13 protein-coding genes are annotated in these 15,175 nt (G+C 66.8%); 1 reads left to right on the forward strand and 12 read right to left on the reverse strand.

The window, feature by feature from the left end:
• Positions 1–2: 2 nt before the first annotated feature.
• Genes ASC78_RS08895 through ASC78_RS08930 form a run of 8 tightly spaced genes read right to left on the reverse strand, consistent with a single transcriptional unit; the run spans position 3 to position 10,589 of the window.
• Positions 3–1,256 (reverse strand): SDR family NAD(P)-dependent oxidoreductase, encoded by a 1,254-nt coding sequence (locus tag ASC78_RS08895; protein ID WP_055799490.1) that lies wholly within the window; start codon positions 1,254–1,256, stop codon positions 3–5.
• Positions 1,253–2,425, reverse strand: coding sequence for a thiolase family protein (locus tag ASC78_RS08900; RefSeq protein ID WP_055799493.1), 1,173 nt, complete (start codon positions 2,423–2,425; stop codon positions 1,253–1,255). Before ASC78_RS08900 ends, ASC78_RS08895 begins: the two co-directional genes overlap by 4 nt.
• Positions 2,422–4,047 carry an AMP-binding protein gene (locus tag ASC78_RS08905; RefSeq protein ID WP_055799497.1) on the reverse strand — a complete coding sequence of 542 codons (1,626 nt, stop codon included), beginning with the start codon at positions 4,045–4,047 and terminating at the stop codon, positions 2,422–2,424. Before ASC78_RS08905 ends, ASC78_RS08900 begins: the two co-directional genes overlap by 4 nt.
• A 7-nt stretch (positions 4,048–4,054) precedes the next feature.
• A complete protein-coding gene (locus ASC78_RS08910) occupies positions 4,055–4,543 on the reverse strand; it encodes an aromatic-ring-hydroxylating dioxygenase subunit beta (protein WP_055799499.1) in 489 nt (162 codons plus the stop codon).
• Positions 4,543–5,856 (reverse strand): aromatic ring-hydroxylating dioxygenase subunit alpha, encoded by a 1,314-nt coding sequence (locus ASC78_RS08915; RefSeq protein WP_055799502.1) that lies wholly within the window; start codon positions 5,854–5,856, stop codon positions 4,543–4,545. The genes ASC78_RS08910 and ASC78_RS08915 overlap by 1 nt, the downstream gene beginning before the upstream one ends.
• 20 nt (positions 5,857–5,876) lie before the next feature.
• Entirely contained in the window at positions 5,877–6,869 is a 993-nt protein-coding gene (locus tag ASC78_RS08920; protein ID WP_055799504.1) for a PDR/VanB family oxidoreductase, read from the reverse strand.
• 14 nt (positions 6,870–6,883) lie between these two features.
• Positions 6,884–8,392: an indolepyruvate oxidoreductase subunit beta family protein gene (locus tag ASC78_RS08925; RefSeq protein WP_055799507.1), complete on the reverse strand. Its 1,509-nt coding sequence runs from the start codon at positions 8,390–8,392 to the stop codon at positions 6,884–6,886.
• A 4-nt stretch (positions 8,393–8,396) separates the two neighbouring features.
• Positions 8,397–10,589: a thiamine pyrophosphate-dependent enzyme gene (locus ASC78_RS08930; protein ID WP_055799510.1), complete on the reverse strand. Its 2,193-nt coding sequence runs from the start codon at positions 10,587–10,589 to the stop codon at positions 8,397–8,399.
• Positions 10,590–10,748: 159 nt separating this feature from the next.
• Here ASC78_RS08930 and ASC78_RS08935 point away from each other — a divergent pair, with 159 nt between their 5' ends.
• The gene (locus tag ASC78_RS08935) at positions 10,749–11,225 is read left to right on the forward strand and encodes a MarR family winged helix-turn-helix transcriptional regulator (protein ID WP_055799513.1); all 477 of its coding nucleotides are present in this window, start codon (positions 10,749–10,751) and stop codon (positions 11,223–11,225) included.
• On the opposite strand, the gene ASC78_RS08940 is transcribed toward ASC78_RS08935, so the two are convergent.
• Genes ASC78_RS08940 through ASC78_RS08955 form a run of 4 tightly spaced genes read right to left on the reverse strand, consistent with a single transcriptional unit; the run spans position 11,222 to position 14,961 of the window.
• A complete protein-coding gene (locus ASC78_RS08940; protein WP_055799516.1) occupies positions 11,222–12,100 on the reverse strand; it encodes a quinone oxidoreductase family protein in 879 nt (292 codons plus the stop codon). The two genes, ASC78_RS08935 and ASC78_RS08940, sit on opposite strands and share 4 nt — an antisense overlap.
• On the reverse strand, positions 12,097–12,897 hold the full coding sequence (locus tag ASC78_RS08945; RefSeq protein ID WP_055799520.1) for an alpha/beta fold hydrolase: 801 nt from the start codon (positions 12,895–12,897) through the stop codon (positions 12,097–12,099). Before ASC78_RS08945 ends, ASC78_RS08940 begins: the two co-directional genes overlap by 4 nt.
• Positions 12,894–13,898, reverse strand: a complete 1,005-nt coding sequence (locus ASC78_RS08950; protein ID WP_055799523.1) for a 3-hydroxybutyryl-CoA dehydrogenase — start codon at positions 13,896–13,898, stop codon at positions 12,894–12,896. Before ASC78_RS08950 ends, ASC78_RS08945 begins: the two co-directional genes overlap by 4 nt.
• The gene (locus tag ASC78_RS08955) at positions 13,888–14,961 is read right to left on the reverse strand and encodes an NAD/NADP octopine/nopaline dehydrogenase family protein (protein ID WP_055799525.1); all 1,074 of its coding nucleotides are present in this window, start codon (positions 14,959–14,961) and stop codon (positions 13,888–13,890) included. Before ASC78_RS08955 ends, ASC78_RS08950 begins: the two co-directional genes overlap by 11 nt.
• Positions 14,962–15,175 lie beyond the last annotated feature (214 nt).

A 15,175-nucleotide genomic window follows, 5' to 3' on the forward strand; every position in this document is an offset into this window, starting at 1 on the left:
TCTCAGCCGCCTGCGGCCAGCTCGCGTTCGAGCACCTTGGGGTTGTCGCGCCAGCGCTCCAGCCACTCCTGCGCCACGTCGCCGGGGTACACGTCTTCGACGCCATCGCGCAATGCCTTGACGATGGCGTTGGCCAGCGCGGTGGGCGCCAGCTTGGGCGGTGGCGTGTGCTGGTTCCACTCGTCGTCGATGGGCCCGGGGAACACGTTGATCACGCGGATGCCGGCCGGCCGCATCTCGGCGCGCAGGCATTGCGCGAGCGAATGCGCAGCCGCCTTCGACGCACTGAAGGTGCCGTGCGGCGGAAAGTTGCTGAGCGCGTAGATCGACAGCAGGTTGACCCACGCGGTCGCGCCCGTCGCGCCGTCGGCCGAGCGGCCCTTGAGCGCGGGGCCAAACTCCTGCGCGAGGCGCAGCAGGCCGAAGTAGTTGATGTCCATTTCGGCCTTGGCCACGTCGGTGCCACGGCGTGCGCCGATGCCGAAGGTGCGGTGCACCTCGGCGTTGTTGATGACGATGTCGACCTTGCCGCCGATGGAGCCCGCAAGCTCGGTCACCTGCCGGCCGTTGGTCAGGTCGAGCGGCACCAGCGTGACCTGCGGCAGCGCGGAGATGTCGTCCAGGCCGTCGCCGAGCTTCTTCCAGGGCTCGGCATGGCCGACCCAGACGATGTCGGCGCCGGCCTTCACCAGCGCGCGCACGAGGGCCTGGCCCACCTCGGTCTTGCCGTCGGTCACCAGCGCCTTGCGGAACTTGGGGTCGCTGGTCATTTCACGGAGCATCTTGTCGTCGGCCATATGGGCACTCCCTTCGTTCGGAAAACCAATGAGAACGGCCTGGCCCGCTCGGTCGAGCCGGGCTCCGACCCGCACGCGCTGGGGCGCATCGCCAACCTCGCCGTGCAGGTGGACCATGAGCGTGGGTCCGGCGTCCAGATGCACGAGGCCCAGCCGCCAGGGCAGTCGCTCACGGAAGAACAGGTCGTTGCTGTGGTGCAGCGTGGTGCTGCCGAGCAGTTCGCCCTCGCCGCTTTGCGCGCGCCAACGCAGCGCAGCGGAGAGGCACTTGTGGCAAACCTCGCGCGGCGGGTACTGCACCGTGCCGCAGTCCTCGCAGGTCTGCAGCTCGAAGCGGCCTTCGGCGGCGGCGGCCGTGAGGCCGAGCGCCACGCGGCCACGCGCGCCGGGCGGCAGGTTCATCTGCCGGGTACGCAGCACCGGGTTCTTGCGCGGGGGGCGCATCATCGGCATCGTCATGCGGGTCTCCCCAGGATCACCGCGCCTGTGCACAGGCAACGGTCGTAGGTCACCATGCCGAAGCCGGCAACGAGGCCCAGTTGCGCATCGGGCACTGCGCGCTTGCCGGCCTGGTCGGTCAGTTGGCGGATCGCCTCGACCATGCCGAGGAAGCCGCCCGCCGCGCCGGCCTGCCCGGCCGAGAGCTGGCCGCCGCTGGTGTTGTTCGGAAAGCTACCGTCGAAGGTCATGGTGTGCGACTGCACGAAGGCGGGGCCTTCGCCCTTCTCGCAGAAACCCAGGTCCTCGAACTGCATCATCACAATCACCGGGTAGTCGTCGTAGGTCTGGACAAAGTCGAGCGCTGCGGGCCGCACGCCGGCCTGCGCATACAAGTCGTCGCGGTCCTTGCGCCAGCCGCCCTGCACCATCACCGGGTCTTCGGCATAGGCGTTATGGCGCTCGATGGCGCCGCGGATCGCGACGTGCGCCAAGCCCAGGTCGCGCGCGCGCTCCTCGCTCATCACCAGGAACGCATCGGCGCCGGCACACGGCATCACGCAGTCGAACAGATGAATCGGATCGGAGATCGGCCGAGCGGCCATGTACTCCTCCAGCGTTAGCGGCTTCTTGAACATCGCGTTCGGATTGCCGAGCGCATTGATGCGCTGGTCCACGCAGATGCGGCCGAAGTCTTCGCGCTTCGCGCCATAGGTGCGCATGTAGTTGGCAGTGATGAAGGCGAAGATCGAGTTGGGCCCGCCGGAACCGTAGGGGTAGCTCGCATCGCGCGCAAAGTTGCTGAAGCTGCCGAGCGTCTGGCGGAAGGAGTCGACATGGTTGGTATCCGCACCCACGCAGGCCACGATGTCGGCATCACCCGCCTGTACCGCACGCGCGGCGCGGCGCAGGCACATCACGCCCGAGGCACCGCCGGTGGGCACATGGTCGAGCCAGCGCGGCGACAGACCTAGGTGCTGCGTCACGCCCACGGCCGTGTCGGGCGCTAGCGAGAAACTGCTGAGGCAGAGGCCATCGATCTGCTCCTTGACCACGCCGCTGGCGTGGACCAGCGCCTCGATCGCCTGTCCGATGAACCAGTGCGCGGTGCGCGTGGAGTAGCGCACGTAGGGCACGGTGACGGGCACGGCGACCGCGACGCCTTCGTAGGAAAGCCGTTGCTTCGTCATGTCTGCCTCTTTTTCATCGAACGGGTGTCGATGCAATGGCCCTGCCCCGGCAGCGACTGCGCCATCTCGCGCAACTGGCCGCGCTGGATCTTTTGCGAAGGCGTGAGTGGCAGCGCATCGACGAAAGCCACATAGCCCGGCGCCTTGTAGTACGCCAGTTGTGCGAGCGCGTGTTCTACGATGCTGGCAGCGATCTGTGCGCGTTCTGAGGCATCGGCGCCCTCGCGCATCACGATGCAGGCCAGCACCTCGTCGCCGCGCACCGCATCGGGCGTGGCGGCCACCGCCGAGGTCTTCACGGCCGGGTGCTGGTTGAGCACGCTCTCGACCTCCACGGCCGAGATGTTCTCGCCGCTGCGGCGGATCACGTTCTTCTTGCGGTCGACGAAGAAGAAGTTGCCCTCGGCATCGCGGCGCACGAGGTCGCCGGTGCGGAACCAGCCATCGGCCCAGGCCTCGCGCGTCGCTTCCTCGTCCTTCAGATAGCCGGAGAAGAAGTAGCGTTTCGGGTCGCTGCCCGTGGAGCGGACGAGCAGTTCGCCCGGCGCATCGATGTCGACGTCGTTGCCATCCTCGCCCACGAGGCGGATCTGAACAAAATCTTCCTGCCGCCCGAAGCAGCTCGTGCCCACGAGGCGCGGCTCCCGGTTGGCCATGATGCAGGCGGCCGCGCCGGTCTCGGTCATCGCCCAGGCCTCGACCAGCGGGAAGCCGAAGCGCTTCTCGAACGGCGCATGGTTCTTGCGGTCCACGCCAGCGCCGAAGCCCCAGCGGATCGCATGGTCGCGGTCTGCGGCAGACGGCGGTGCCGACAGCAGCATCGCGGGCATCACGCCAAGGTAATGCACGATGGTCGCGCCGCTTTCTCGGGCGCTTGCGAGCCAGGTCTTCGGGTGGAAGCGGTCGAGCTGCACCAGACAGCCGCCTGCCACCAGCACCACCATGGTGGAGAACGCCATCGCGTTCATGTGGTTGAGCGGCAGCGGCGTGATGACGCGTTCGGCATCAGGGCGGATGCTGCAGACGCCGTCGAGCGCGGCATACCACTCGCCAGCGCGCTGGAAGTACGCGTTGCTCAGGATGCAGCCCTTGGGCCGGCCCGTGGTGCCGGAGGTGTAGAGCAGGCCGCATTCGGTGTGGACGCTAATCGGCTCGTGGGCGCGTGGCGCGGTGGTCTTCGCTTTCGGCACGGCGTCATCAGGCCCCATGGTCTCGAAGGGCACGCCTGCTTGTGCCGCGGCTGCGAGCAGATCGCTCGCGCGCTCGGGCAGCGTGACTGCGAGACCGATTTCGCTATGGCCGATCAGGTAGACCAGTTCTGCCGATCGCATTTCGGCATTGATCGGCACGACGCTTACGCCCAGCGCGTTGAGCGCGAACCAGTGAAAGAGGAAGGCCGGCCTGTTCTCCAGCAGCAGGCCCACGCGATGGCCGTGGCCGTAGCCGGCTTTCGCATAGGCAGTGCGCAGGCGCTCGACTTCGGCCGCTGCCTCGCCCCATCGGATGACGCCGGCCGGGATGCCGTAGGCTGAAGCGGTCACCGACTCGGTGAACAAGAACTCGGCCTGCGGCGTGCGCGCCGCGGTGGCCGCAAAGACTTGATGGACGGTGACGTGTGGCATCGCGTCCCTAGATGAAGAGCTGCACGGCCGGCAAGGCCGCGTCGCAGTTGAGTAGGTTCACGCGCTTGAGCGTCATGCGCAACGCGCCGTTCTGCACCGTGAGGTGATGGAAAAAGGTGCCGACATAGAACTGAAGCTCATCGCCCTGCGATTCGGTGTAGTGAAACTCGGTGCGCACCACGAAGCGGTTGCCTTCGGCATCGAGCGTTTCGACCACCGGCATTTGCAGCAGATGGTGGCAACGGCTTTGCGGCTGCTGCGAGAACGCGCGCGGACTCTTCAGGCGCTCGATGCGCAGCTCGCGCAGCAGCTTGTCTTCGTACAGGTGCGAGGTGTGGTTGATGCCATCTTCCTGATCGGGCACCAGTGGAATCCAGTAGAACGCGTCGTCGGTGAAAAGCGCGTTCCATTCTTCATAGCGGCGCGTGTCGAGCAGGTGCGCTTCGTTCACGACGAAGTCGATCAGGTCCTGGCGGGTGATTTCGACGGCGGCCATCACATCGTCTCCGTCATGCGCTGCACCCAGCTGCGGTACTGGTTGCGCATCGGCAGTTCGTTGGTGCCGCCGGTCGTGATCTCGCCGCCTTTCAGCTCCGACGGATCGTAGTTGCGATGCAGGCTGACCCAGTCGTTCCCGCTCGCGTGCAGCCCGGCCTGCATGCCGCGATACGCCTGCAGATCGTCGTGCCCCACCACCGAGAACGGTGAGTTGATGAGCCGGTTGTACATGGTGGTGCGCTGCAGCAGTTCGGGCGGCGCGCCCTTCAGGCGGAAGGTCCAGCTCTCGATCAGCGTCTTGTCGGCCGAGATCGGCTTCACCACGCGGATCGCCTGGATCGCGCCCTTGATCGTGAGGTTCGGGTAGTACACCGTGTTGTGCCGCGCCATGCCCAGGATCTGCGCGGTCTTTTCCTCGCCGTAGCGCGCCTTCATGGAGTCGTCGTACGCGGGAATCGCCTTGTACTTGCTGTGGATGCTGAAGTGCACACCCGTGAAGCTGTGGCCGTGGTCGTAGGTGCGAATGCCCATGTCCTCGAAGAACTTGTAGTCGGACATGAAAGGCACGAACTGCTCCACCGCCATGGGTTTGGGTTCGTCCTCGGGCTTGTCCGCCCACATGCGCTTGGCGGTGCCGGCCGACGATTCATGCGCCACCATCGGGTGCATGGTGTCGTTGAGGTTCTCCACGAACATCTTCCAGTTGCACTGGTGCATGAAGCGCAGGCATCCGCCCGCGATCTCGAGTTCGCCTTCTGGCGATCGGTCGGCCATGTTGTCGATGGAACTCAGCGAGTCGCCGAAGTATTCGTCGAAGTCCGGCCCCGCATCGTTGACCTTCACGAAGATGAAGCCGCGGTAGCTGCGCACGTGCTTCAGCGTGATGAGCCCCTTGGCCGATTCGCACTCGTGCAGCGCGGTGTACTCGTAACCGGTCTTCAGCGGGATGGCGAGCAGCGAGCCGTCGGTCTTGAATGTCCAGGCGTGATAGGGGCAGCGAAAGAACTTGCCGGTGTTGCCGCAGGGCCCACTCACGAGCCGCGAGCCCTTGTGGGCGCAGCGGTTCATCATCGCGCGCACGCTGCCGTCGGTGTGGCGCACCACGATCAGCGGCCGGCCAGCAATCTCGTTGCTGATCCAGTCGCCCGGCTTGGGCAGCTGGCTCTCGTGGCCGACGTAGTTCCAGGTGTTGGCGAAGAAGTGCTCCTGCTCCAGCTCGAACAATTCCTGGCTGATGTACAGGTCGCGATGCACGCGGTCGTTCTGCACCAACGCGCGGACCACTTCCGGGTTGTCTCGGTACGAGGTCATGGTTCTCGTGGCTCCTTGCTTCAGATGTCGAGCACCAGACGTGCGCCCTTGGCGCGCGAGATGCAGATCTGCATGACGGTGCCTTCCGCCTTCTCTCGTGCGGTCAGCACGTAGTCGCGGTGGTCGATCTCGCCTTCGAGCACAGGGGTAGCGCATACGCCGCATTCGCCGCGCTTGCAGTCGAACATGGGGTCGCAGCCGTTCTCGATCAGGCAATCGAGGATGCTCTGGTCGGCCGGCACGGTGAAGCGCTGGCCCGATTGCGCCAGCTCCACCTCGAAGGGCTGGTCACCCTCTTCCACGACCGGTTCGGTAAACAGCTCGAAGTGCACGCGGTCGTGTTCCCAGCCGCGCGCCTGGGCGCGGGCGAGCACGGCGTCGAGCATGACCTTGGGGCCGCAAACGTAGAGGCGGTCGCCGGTGGGGACGCCGTCGAGCAACGCATCGACGGCCCGCGGCGTGCCGGCTTCGGCGTCGGCATGCACGCGCAGGTCGTCGCCCAGGAGCGCCTGCAGCTCGGGCAGGAAGGCCATCAGGTCGCGGCTGCGGCCTGCGTAGTGCAGGCGCACCGGCGCCCCTTCGGCGCGGCGCCGTGCCGCCATGGTGGCGAGTGGCGTGATGCCGATGCCGCCTGCTACCAGCACCGTGCCACCGGGGCCGGTGTGCAGCGGAAAGTCGTTCTTCGGCGGCTCGATGGCAAGGGTGTCGCCCTCTTTCAACTGCTCGTGCATGAAGCGCGAGCCGCCACGGCCTTCGGCCTCCTTGCGCACGGCAATGACATATTCCGTCGGCGCGTTGGTGGCGTTGCGCGCCGTCGCGAAGTTGATCAGCGAGTAGTGGCGCCAGTCGGTCTTGCCGTCGGGCAGCGTCACCTGCACGCGGATGTGGGCACCGGCCGCGAAGCCGGGCAATGCGCGGCCATCTTCCGCGCGCAGCCGCAGCATGCGGATCAGCGGATTGAGTTCGCGCGCTTCGGCAACGCGAAGCTGAAGGGTGGCGGTGGGAGCAGTCATCGTGCGTGGTCTCTTCAGGCCAGGGCGTGCTGCGCCAGCGCGGCTTGCAGCTTGTGGCCGTGTTCGTCGGCGAGCGCCGCGTCGCGCAGTTCGCGCAAGGTGGCAGGCGCGAGCGCCGTGCCGGCACGCTCGACCGCGCGCATCACGGTGTCGTAGTTGCGGATACCGCGCTCGTGCGTGTCGCTGTAGCCCTTGACGAGGCGCTGGCACTGGGCCAGCTCGACGGCCAGCTCGGGGTTGCGCTGGGCCGTGGCGGCAATGCGTTGAAGCCACTCTTCGATGCGGCGGTTTTCTTCCGCGTAGCGCATCGTCGAGCGGCGCCAGCGCTTGCATGCCGCCACGGTGCGCAGCATCAGATAGCCATGCAGCGAACTGGTCTGGATCACACGGCCGTGCTGCGTGAAGCCCTCGACGATCCTCTTCGGCAGCGTTGAGTTCATGAGCCAGCGGCCGATGCCGCCCGGCAGCGTCTCGCAGATTTCCTGCAGTCGCGGATGCATGTATTCGTTGATGGCGAGCACCTGCCCCGGCTGCACGCGGGCCTCGCCGCGCACGCGCTCGAAGCGGGTGGCGCGGGTTTTGAGCGCGGCGACGCGGGCGGTGTCTTCGTAGGACATCCACAGTGCAAGGTGTCGTGCGGTTTCGCGCAGCAGTCGGTGATCGTCGCTTCCGGGCAGCGTGGCGATGGCGGCCATGCGGTCGAGGTACAAGGCCGCGTAGGCCGGATCCTGGTAGTCGATGAGGCGACGCACGCCTTCGAGCAAGAAGTCTTGTGCAGCGAGCGGGAAACCGTGCTGCACGCGTTCGACCAGCGCGCGCACCGCGGGGTGGCGAGGTTGCGGCACTGGCGTGGCGACAACCGGCTCCGGCGGCGTCTCGCCATCGTCGCCACCCTGGGCTCGCGCAAACGCCGCACCAAACGCCTTCAGGCTGGGCTTGACCCCTACGCCACCGCGCTCGATGGTGGCCTCGAACTGCGCGCGGCTGAACGGCAGCACGCCGGATCCCGCCAGCGCACCGAACAGCACGGCGCTGATCACGCTGCCCGAAGCTTCGGCCGCTTGCGCCATGTCGAAACGGATGAAGCGCTTGGCCGCCCTGCCGGTGTGCGCGAGCAGCTGCGCGCTGTCGACGCGGCCATCTCCGAGCGCGCTCTTCTCCGCGATGGAGAACACACGGTGCGTCGATGCGATGAGCGTGGTGCGGTCACGCGTGACCAGCCCGCGTTGCACGGCACGGCCGGCTTCCATGAGTTCCGATGCGAGCACCACGTCAACGTCACCCGGCAAGGGCATCAGTGCCAGCACGGGCTTCCCGCCGTCTGCCTCGGCCTGCGCCAGGGGATACAGCTCGACGTAGTAGATGGTGGCGCCAGTGCGCTGCGCCACGCCGGGCACAGAGGTGGTCTGCGCGACATAGCCGTTGGCCTCGCCCATGTCGACGATCCAATCGGCCAGCACGCCGCCGCCCTCCCCGCCCATGGCGAGGATTGCGATCTTGATGGGCTGTGGCTTGTTCGTCATTGCTTCAGAAGGCATAGGCTTCGCGGCGGCGCGCCTCGCCGCGCTGCAGCCAGCCGATGACGGCGGCGCGCACGCGCTCGCGCAGCAGGTCCCAGCGGCTCGGGTTGCTGACGATCTGCGCCTTGTAGAACGAGGGGCACAGCACCGCGGCATGCGAGACCTCGCCGCAGACCCCGCAGCCGACGCAGCTGTCGAGCACGGTCGCAACCGGATCGGTGCGCAGCGGATCGGGGTTGGGCTTGATCGAAAGCGAGGGGCAGCCCGAGAGACGGATGCACGAGTGGTCGCCGGTGCAGGTGTCGGAATCGACGCCGAACTTTTCGCGCACCATGCGCTTGCCGTCTGCGATGGCCTTGCGCACCAGCGGCTTTTCGCGGCGCTGCTTGTTGAGCATGCATTCCGACTGCGCGATGAGGACCTTGGGACCCTTCTTCGTCGTGGTGAGCGCTTCTTTCAGCGCATCGCGCATGCCGGCCACGTCATAAGTGCGGCGCAGCGTCTTCACCCATTCGACGCCCACGCCGCGAACCGCGCGCTCGATCTCGTGGCCGGTGCTGCGCGTCTTGTTGACGGCATTCGACGAGAGAATGTCCTGCCCGCCTGTGGCCGAGGTGTAGTTGTTGTCGACGACGATGGTGAGGTTGTCGCTTTTATTGAAGACCGCGTTGGCCACGCCGCTGGTGAGGCCGTTGTGCCAGAAGCCGCCGTCGCCCATCATCGAGATAGCGCGCTTTCCGGCCGGCGCATTGAGCGCCGCCGCACCGGCCCCGCCAAGGCCGTAGCCCATGGTGGTGTTGCCGATATTGAAGGGCGGCAGGATGGAGAACAGGTGGCAGCCGATGTCGGCGCTCACGTGGTGCGCGCCGAGCTCGCGCTCGACCAGCTTCATCGCGCTGAAGATCGGCCGCTCCGGGCAACCGGTGCAAAAACCTGGAGGACGCGCATGCACCACTTCGCCGAGCGACGAGGACGGCAATGCCGGCTCGGGCGCGCCATCGACGCCGATGGCGGCCACTTCCTTGAGCGGGATCACCTTGCGCTCGGCCACCTTGACAGGCAGCGGCGCCAGGCGCTCGTAGCGCTCGCAGAAAGTGCGCGCGCCCTTCAGCAGTTCGGAGGCGGTGTACTCGCCGGCCACCGGCAGCATGTCCTTGCCGTGAAGTGCGGTGGGCGAGCCGGCCTGGCGCAAGATGGTCGCGAGGTTCTGCTCGACGAAGTTGGGCTGCCCTTCTTCCACGATCAGCACCGCGCGCTTGCCTTCGCAAAACCGGATCACCTCGCTCTCGATGACAGGGTAGGCCACGTTCATCACATAGAGGGGCACCTGCGTGTTGCCGTACACGTCGGCCAGGCCGAGCCGCTCCAGCGCGCGCAGCAGCGTGTTGTAGCTACCGCCCTGAACGATGATGCCGATGTCGTCGGCGTCTTCCGAGAAGAACTCGTTGAGCTTGCGCTCCTCGATGAAGCGCACGGCGGCGGGCCAGCGGTCCTTCACCTTTTCCTGCTCGTGCACGAAGCTCGCGGGCGGCAGCACGATGCGGCCGACGTCGCGCTGCGGGTTCTCGAGCGCGTCTTTCAGCGTGAACTTCGCGCGCTTGTTGTCACCGGCGATGAAGTGGCCGTGCACGTGGCAGGCGCGGATGCGCAGCTGGAGCATCACGGGCGTGTTACTGGCCTCGGAAAGATCGAAGCCCGTCTTCACCGCATCGACGATGCTCGGCAGGTTGGGACGCGGATCGAGCAGCCAGATCTGCGACTTCATCGCGAACGCATGGCTGCGCTCCTGCATGATCGATGAGCCTTCACCGTAGTCTTCGCCCACGATGATCAGCGCGCCGCCGGTCACGCCACCCGAGGCGAGGTTGGCCAGTGCGTCGGACGCCACGTTGGTGCCCACGGTGGCCTTGAAGGTGACGGCGCCGCGCAGCGGGTAGTTGACCGACGCAGCCAGCGTGGCGGCCGCCGTAGCTTCGCTCGCGCTGTTCTCAAAGCGGATGCCCTGCTCCGCAAGAATGTCCTGCGCATCGGCCAGCACGTCCATCAGGTGCGAGATGGGCGCGCCCTGGTAGCCGGCCACATAGGAAACCCCCGATTCGAGGAGGGCCTTGGTGACCGCCAGAATGCCTTCACCGCGAAATACCTCGCCACCGGAAAGCCGTAGCTTCTTGACTTCTTCGACGAACGAACGCTCAGCCATGTGGGTCCTTGTTCTCTCTCGTGGGACGATGCGAGCAAGCTGCTGCACCGTGGTTCCTATAATGTTGACAAATGAATGTATCCACAATCATGAATTACCCTAGACATGCAATCTGCGTGCCTGCCGTTGGCGTGAGGCGCATGGCCATGAGGTGCCTTCATGGCTGAGCAGCCGCCCGAACCGCATCGCTTCGTCGATGACTACCTGCCGGCGCTGCTGGCGCAGGCCAGCCAGCTGATCTCCTCGGAGTTCCACGAGGTGGCGCGGCAGCAGGGTTTCTCGGTGTCGGAGTGGCGCGTGATGGCGTCGCTCGCGGGCAGCGAGCCGATCAGCATCGGGCAGCTCGCACAGCTGACCGTGACCAAGCAGCCGACGGTGACGCGCCTGCTCGACCGCATGGAAGCACGCGGACAGGTCGAGCGGCTGCCCCATGAAAGTGATCGCCGCATCACGCTGGTGCGCATCACGCGCAAGGGGCTGAAGGCGGTAGAGCACCTGATGGATCTCGCGCGCGACCATGAGCGGCGCGTGCTCGAACCCTTCGGCCTCCGTCGCGCCGAAGAGCTGAAGCAGACCCTGCGGCAGATGATCGACTTGCACGTGCATGTGCCGGTCGAGGGGCCGGAAGAAGACTAAGGAATCAGCACCGCGCGGCCACGATGGCCGCGCTGCGCGATCCAGTCGAGCGCCATGGCGGCATCGGCAAAGGCGAAGCTGTGCACGTCGAGATGCAGGCGGCCGTCGGCCAGCCGCTCGAGCAAACCGGGTACCGCCGCGCGGCCTTCGGCTTCGCGTCTGAACATGTTGAGCGGCAGCAGCGCGACGTCGCACTGCAGAAAATGGGCGATGTCGAGCTGCAGCGTAGGGCCCGCCGTGTAGCCGATGAGCACAGCGCGGCCACCGGGCCGCACGGCAGGCAGCACCGACGAAAGAACGCTGCCGCCGACCGTGTCGATCAGCAGGTCCGCACTTGCGTTTGCCGGAGCCTCGGCCTGTGGATCGACTGCCGCCACGGTGCAGCCAAATTCGCGCGCCAGCTGCACAGCGAGAGAACCCACCGCACCGCTCGCGCCCGTCACCAGCACCCGCTCGCCGGCTTGCAGCTTGGCGACTTGATGCAGTGCCACCCACGCCGACGTGGTGGGCGAGAAAAATGCGGCACCGAGCGTCATCGGCAATGCGTCGGGCAAGGGGCCGAGCGCTTCATCGGGTGCATCGATCTGCTCGCACCAGGTGCCGTCGAACAGCGTGCCCAGGCCACTGCCACGCAGCCACACGCGCTGCCCGGCTGTATACCGGCCGCTCGCGACGACGATGCCCGCGGCCTCCACGCCCGGCGTGTAGGGCAGCGGCGGATGGCGCAGGAAGCTGCCACGCCACACGGTGCGGTCGATGTGACCAACAGTGGCGGCCTGCATGCGAACGATGGTGCGGCCGGGCCGTTGCACCGGATCGGGCATTTCTTCGAGCACCGGTGCGGCATCGAAACCGTGGATGCGTATGGCTTTCATGGCAAGGTTGAAAGGAAGCTGAGCACGGTCTGTGCAAAGGCGTCGGGCATCTGGTCGGGCAAGGGCACCATGCCGCCTTCGATGTCGACGATGCGCCCCTGCGGCAGATGGTGCTGCAGCTCTATGGCATGCGGCGCGGCAAACGGATCGCCGGTGGCGCGGATGATGAGCGCGGGCTGGGTCACGCGGCCAATGCGCTCTTCCATGCGATAGGACGCAACGGCGCGATGGCCCTCCTCCACGCGATGGCCGACCTTCAGCGCGTCGAGCACGAAGGCCTCGAGGAGATCGGGGCGGCCCGGCGGATAGAAGCCCTGGCGCTTTTGCCAGAGTGCGGCCAGATGGCTTCCATCGGCGCTTGGCGCCACCTCGTCGATGGGCGGCCTCTGGGCCCTGGCGATGCGAAAGGCTTCGCCGGTGTACGGCGTGGACGACAGCACGAGGCCGCGCACGCGATCAGGAAAGGCCGCGGCCAGCTCGATCGCCACGACGCCGCCGGTGTGATGGCCCACCACGTCGGCCTGCCGGATGTTCAGCGCATCGAGCAGCTCGCACGCCACGCGCGCCCATTGCGCAATGCTTGCCGGCACGCCGCCGTCCGACGAGTCGCCGAAGCCCGCGGTGTCCATGGCAATGGCGCGATACCGCGTGCCGATCAGTGGGAGCACGACGCGGTATTCGGCCCAGCTGCGCGGCGATTGATGCAGCAGCAACACGGCCGGCGCATCTGCACCGCCGCACGCCGCGTAATGCACCTGCCCCACCGACAGGTCGGCAAAGGCGCGGCGGATGGTCATGACAGCGTCTCGTCGGCAGCTGCGCGCCACAGGCCCGCATGCTTCAGTTCGCCGAGCGTGCGCGAGAGCACGTCGCGCCGGTAGGCGGCAATGTCGCGGCCCTTGTAGTCGTAGAAGCCGCTGCCGCTCTTGAGGCCGAGCCGCCCTTCCTCGACCATGCGATCGACGATGCCCGGTGCGGTGTAGCGGCCCTTGTCGATCGAGGCCGACATCTCGCGGCTCGCGTGATGCAGGATGTCGCAGCCGCCGAAGTCGATGAACTCGACCACGCCAAGCGCTGCGAAGCGCAGGCCCAGGCCGTAGCGGGTGGCCTTGTCGATTTCCTCGGCGGTGGCGGCCCCCTCCTCGATCATTCGCGCAGCCTCGTTCATCACCAGCGCCTGCAGCCGCGGCACGATGTAGCCCGGCGATGCACCGCAGACCACGGGCAGCTTGCCGATCTCTTCCATCAGCGCCTTGGTGCGTGCGAGCACGGCGGCATCGGTGCCCGGGTGGCAGCTGAGCTCCACGACCGGAATCACGTAGGCCGGGTTGAGCCAGTGCATGTTGAGAAAGCGCCCGGGCAACCGCACTAGCGCCGCGAGCTGCGTCACGAGGATGCTGCTGGTGGTCGAGGTCAGGATTGCGTCGTCGCGGCAATGGCGATTGAGATGCTCGAAGGCCTCGCGTTTGGCGTCCAAGGTCTCGGGCACGCCTTCGAACACCAGTTCGGCGGCGGCCAGCGCCTGCGGGGCCGATGCGGCATTGACGAAGCTCACGCGTTCGGCGATGCGCTGAACCTGCGCCGCATCGATCACGCCGAGCTGCGCCAGGCTCGCGAGGCTGGCTTCGATCTCGGACCTGGCTTCGCCCTGCAGGCGTTGCCAGGCTTCATCGCTGCGCTGGCGCAGGTCGACAAGCGAGATGCGGTGTCCGGCATAGGCGAATGCGATTGCGATGCCGCGCCCCATGCGGCCGGCACCGACGGCGGCGAATCGCGGCAGCAATGGCTCATTCGCCATCGTGCAGCCTTTGCTTGAGCTGCGCCGCGCTCAGTTCAGCGAGGCCCAGGCTTTCGAAGGTGCGCGGGCCGTAGCGGAGCTCGCGGCCGAGGAAGCCGCCGACGATGGCCAGCAGGCCGTGCGCAATGGGCGCATCCACGCCCGCATGGCGCGCGGCCGAGGCGAGGAACGCGAGCCCGAGCTCGGTGTCTTCGGTGATGTAGCGGTGCGTGTGCAGGTCGATGTTCTCGCGCCAGTCGCCCGACTTGACGAGCTGCTTGTGCGCATCGCCGTACATCCACTGGTCGTTGTTGTAGTGGTCAGCCAGCGGATAGTGCGGCGCGCCCTGCCCGAAGGCCTCGCGCACCGCGATGCGCTCGCGGTCGAGCCGGTCGGTCACGTCGCGCACGGCGCGCTGCGTGCCTTCGTTGTGGATGTCCCAGCGCTCGAAGTGCTGCAGCGGGGCGGCGTTCATCACCATCAGCGGCGGGTGGATGACAGGGCCGGCGTTCATGAGCGCGCCCGAGAGCGCATCGCCACAGGCATGCACCGCCGGGTAGGCCCTGCGAATCACCTCGATCGCTTCCGCCTCCTTTCGCGCCGGGTAGACGCCGGTGGGCAGGCGGATGGCGCGGATCGTGACGTTCACTTCGCGCTCGCCGTGCTTACGCGCCAGGTACGGCAAGGTGCCGGTCTCGGCCCAGGCCACGTCGGCGCGGTTGCCGGCCTGCCGCACCGTTCTTGCCATCACGTAGCTGCCGAAGGTGCCCGGCGGCAGGAAGACAACCTGGCCGTCGACCAGGTGCGGTGCCATGGCAAGCGCGATGTCGTGCTGGGCGATGGCAGGCGTGGGAACGACGATGAGTTCTGCACCCTTCAGCGCCGCGGCAATGTCGGCCGTGGCCAGCGCAAGCGGCACCTCGCGCGCGCCATCGGCATCCTTCAGCGTGATGGCGCCGGCTTGCACGACCGGCTCGAGAGCGGCTGCGTCGCGGCGCCAGAGGCGCACCTCGTGGCCGGCTTCGGACAGGTCCGCGGCGGCCGCATAGGCGCCGTGGCCACCCCCAAGAATCGCGATTTTCATGTTCGAAATTTGAAAAGCAGATGTCGATGAACCGGCGGCCGCGGTGCGGACCGGGGAAGCAATGCGCTATTACATTACTTTTCATCGATTCATGTGTCAATCAAAATCCGCTGCAGGGAGCCTCTCGGAAACCCGCAATGAAAAAGCCCGCGCTTCTTGCGAAGCGCGGGCTTTATGTTGGGGCGAGGCAGCCAATCGACTGCTTCGAAATGGA

This window comes from Variovorax sp. Root318D1 (assembly GCF_001424835.1).
Taxonomy (GTDB): Bacteria; Pseudomonadota; Gammaproteobacteria; order Burkholderiales; family Burkholderiaceae_C; genus Variovorax.

Bases quoted from the DNA above. Each gene is read 5' to 3' on its own strand.
- ASC78_RS08950 (WP_055799523.1), bottom strand. From the start codon at position 13,898: ATGGCGAATGAGCCATTGCTGCCGCGATTCGCCGCCGTCGGTGCCGGC.
- ASC78_RS08910 (WP_055799499.1), bottom strand. From the start codon at position 4,543: ATGGCCGCCGTCGAAATCACCCGCCAGGACCTGATCGACTTCGTCGTG.
- ASC78_RS08955 (WP_055799525.1), bottom strand. From the start codon at position 14,961: ATGAAAATCGCGATTCTTGGGGGTGGCCACGGCGCCTATGCGGCCGCC.
- ASC78_RS08925 (WP_055799507.1), bottom strand. From the start codon at position 8,392: ATGACGAACAAGCCACAGCCCATCAAGATCGCAATCCTCGCCATGGGC.
- ASC78_RS08905 (WP_055799497.1), bottom strand. From the start codon at position 4,047: ATGCCACACGTCACCGTCCATCAAGTCTTTGCGGCCACCGCGGCGCGC.
- ASC78_RS08940 (WP_055799516.1), bottom strand. From the start codon at position 12,100: ATGAAAGCCATACGCATCCACGGTTTCGATGCCGCACCGGTGCTCGAA.
- ASC78_RS08920 (WP_055799504.1), bottom strand. From the start codon at position 6,869: ATGACTGCTCCCACCGCCACCCTTCAGCTTCGCGTTGCCGAAGCGCGC.
- ASC78_RS08895 (WP_055799490.1), bottom strand. From the start codon at position 1,256: ATGACGATGCCGATGATGCGCCCCCCGCGCAAGAACCCGGTGCTGCGT.
- ASC78_RS08930 (WP_055799510.1), bottom strand. From the start codon at position 10,589: ATGGCTGAGCGTTCGTTCGTCGAAGAAGTCAAGAAGCTACGGCTTTCC.
- ASC78_RS08945 (WP_055799520.1), bottom strand. From the start codon at position 12,897: ATGACCATCCGCCGCGCCTTTGCCGACCTGTCGGTGGGGCAGGTGCAT.
- ASC78_RS08915 (WP_055799502.1), bottom strand. From the start codon at position 5,856: ATGACCTCGTACCGAGACAACCCGGAAGTGGTCCGCGCGTTGGTGCAG.
- ASC78_RS08935 (WP_055799513.1), top strand. From the start codon at position 10,749: ATGGCTGAGCAGCCGCCCGAACCGCATCGCTTCGTCGATGACTACCTG.
- ASC78_RS08900 (WP_055799493.1), bottom strand. From the start codon at position 2,425: ATGACGAAGCAACGGCTTTCCTACGAAGGCGTCGCGGTCGCCGTGCCC.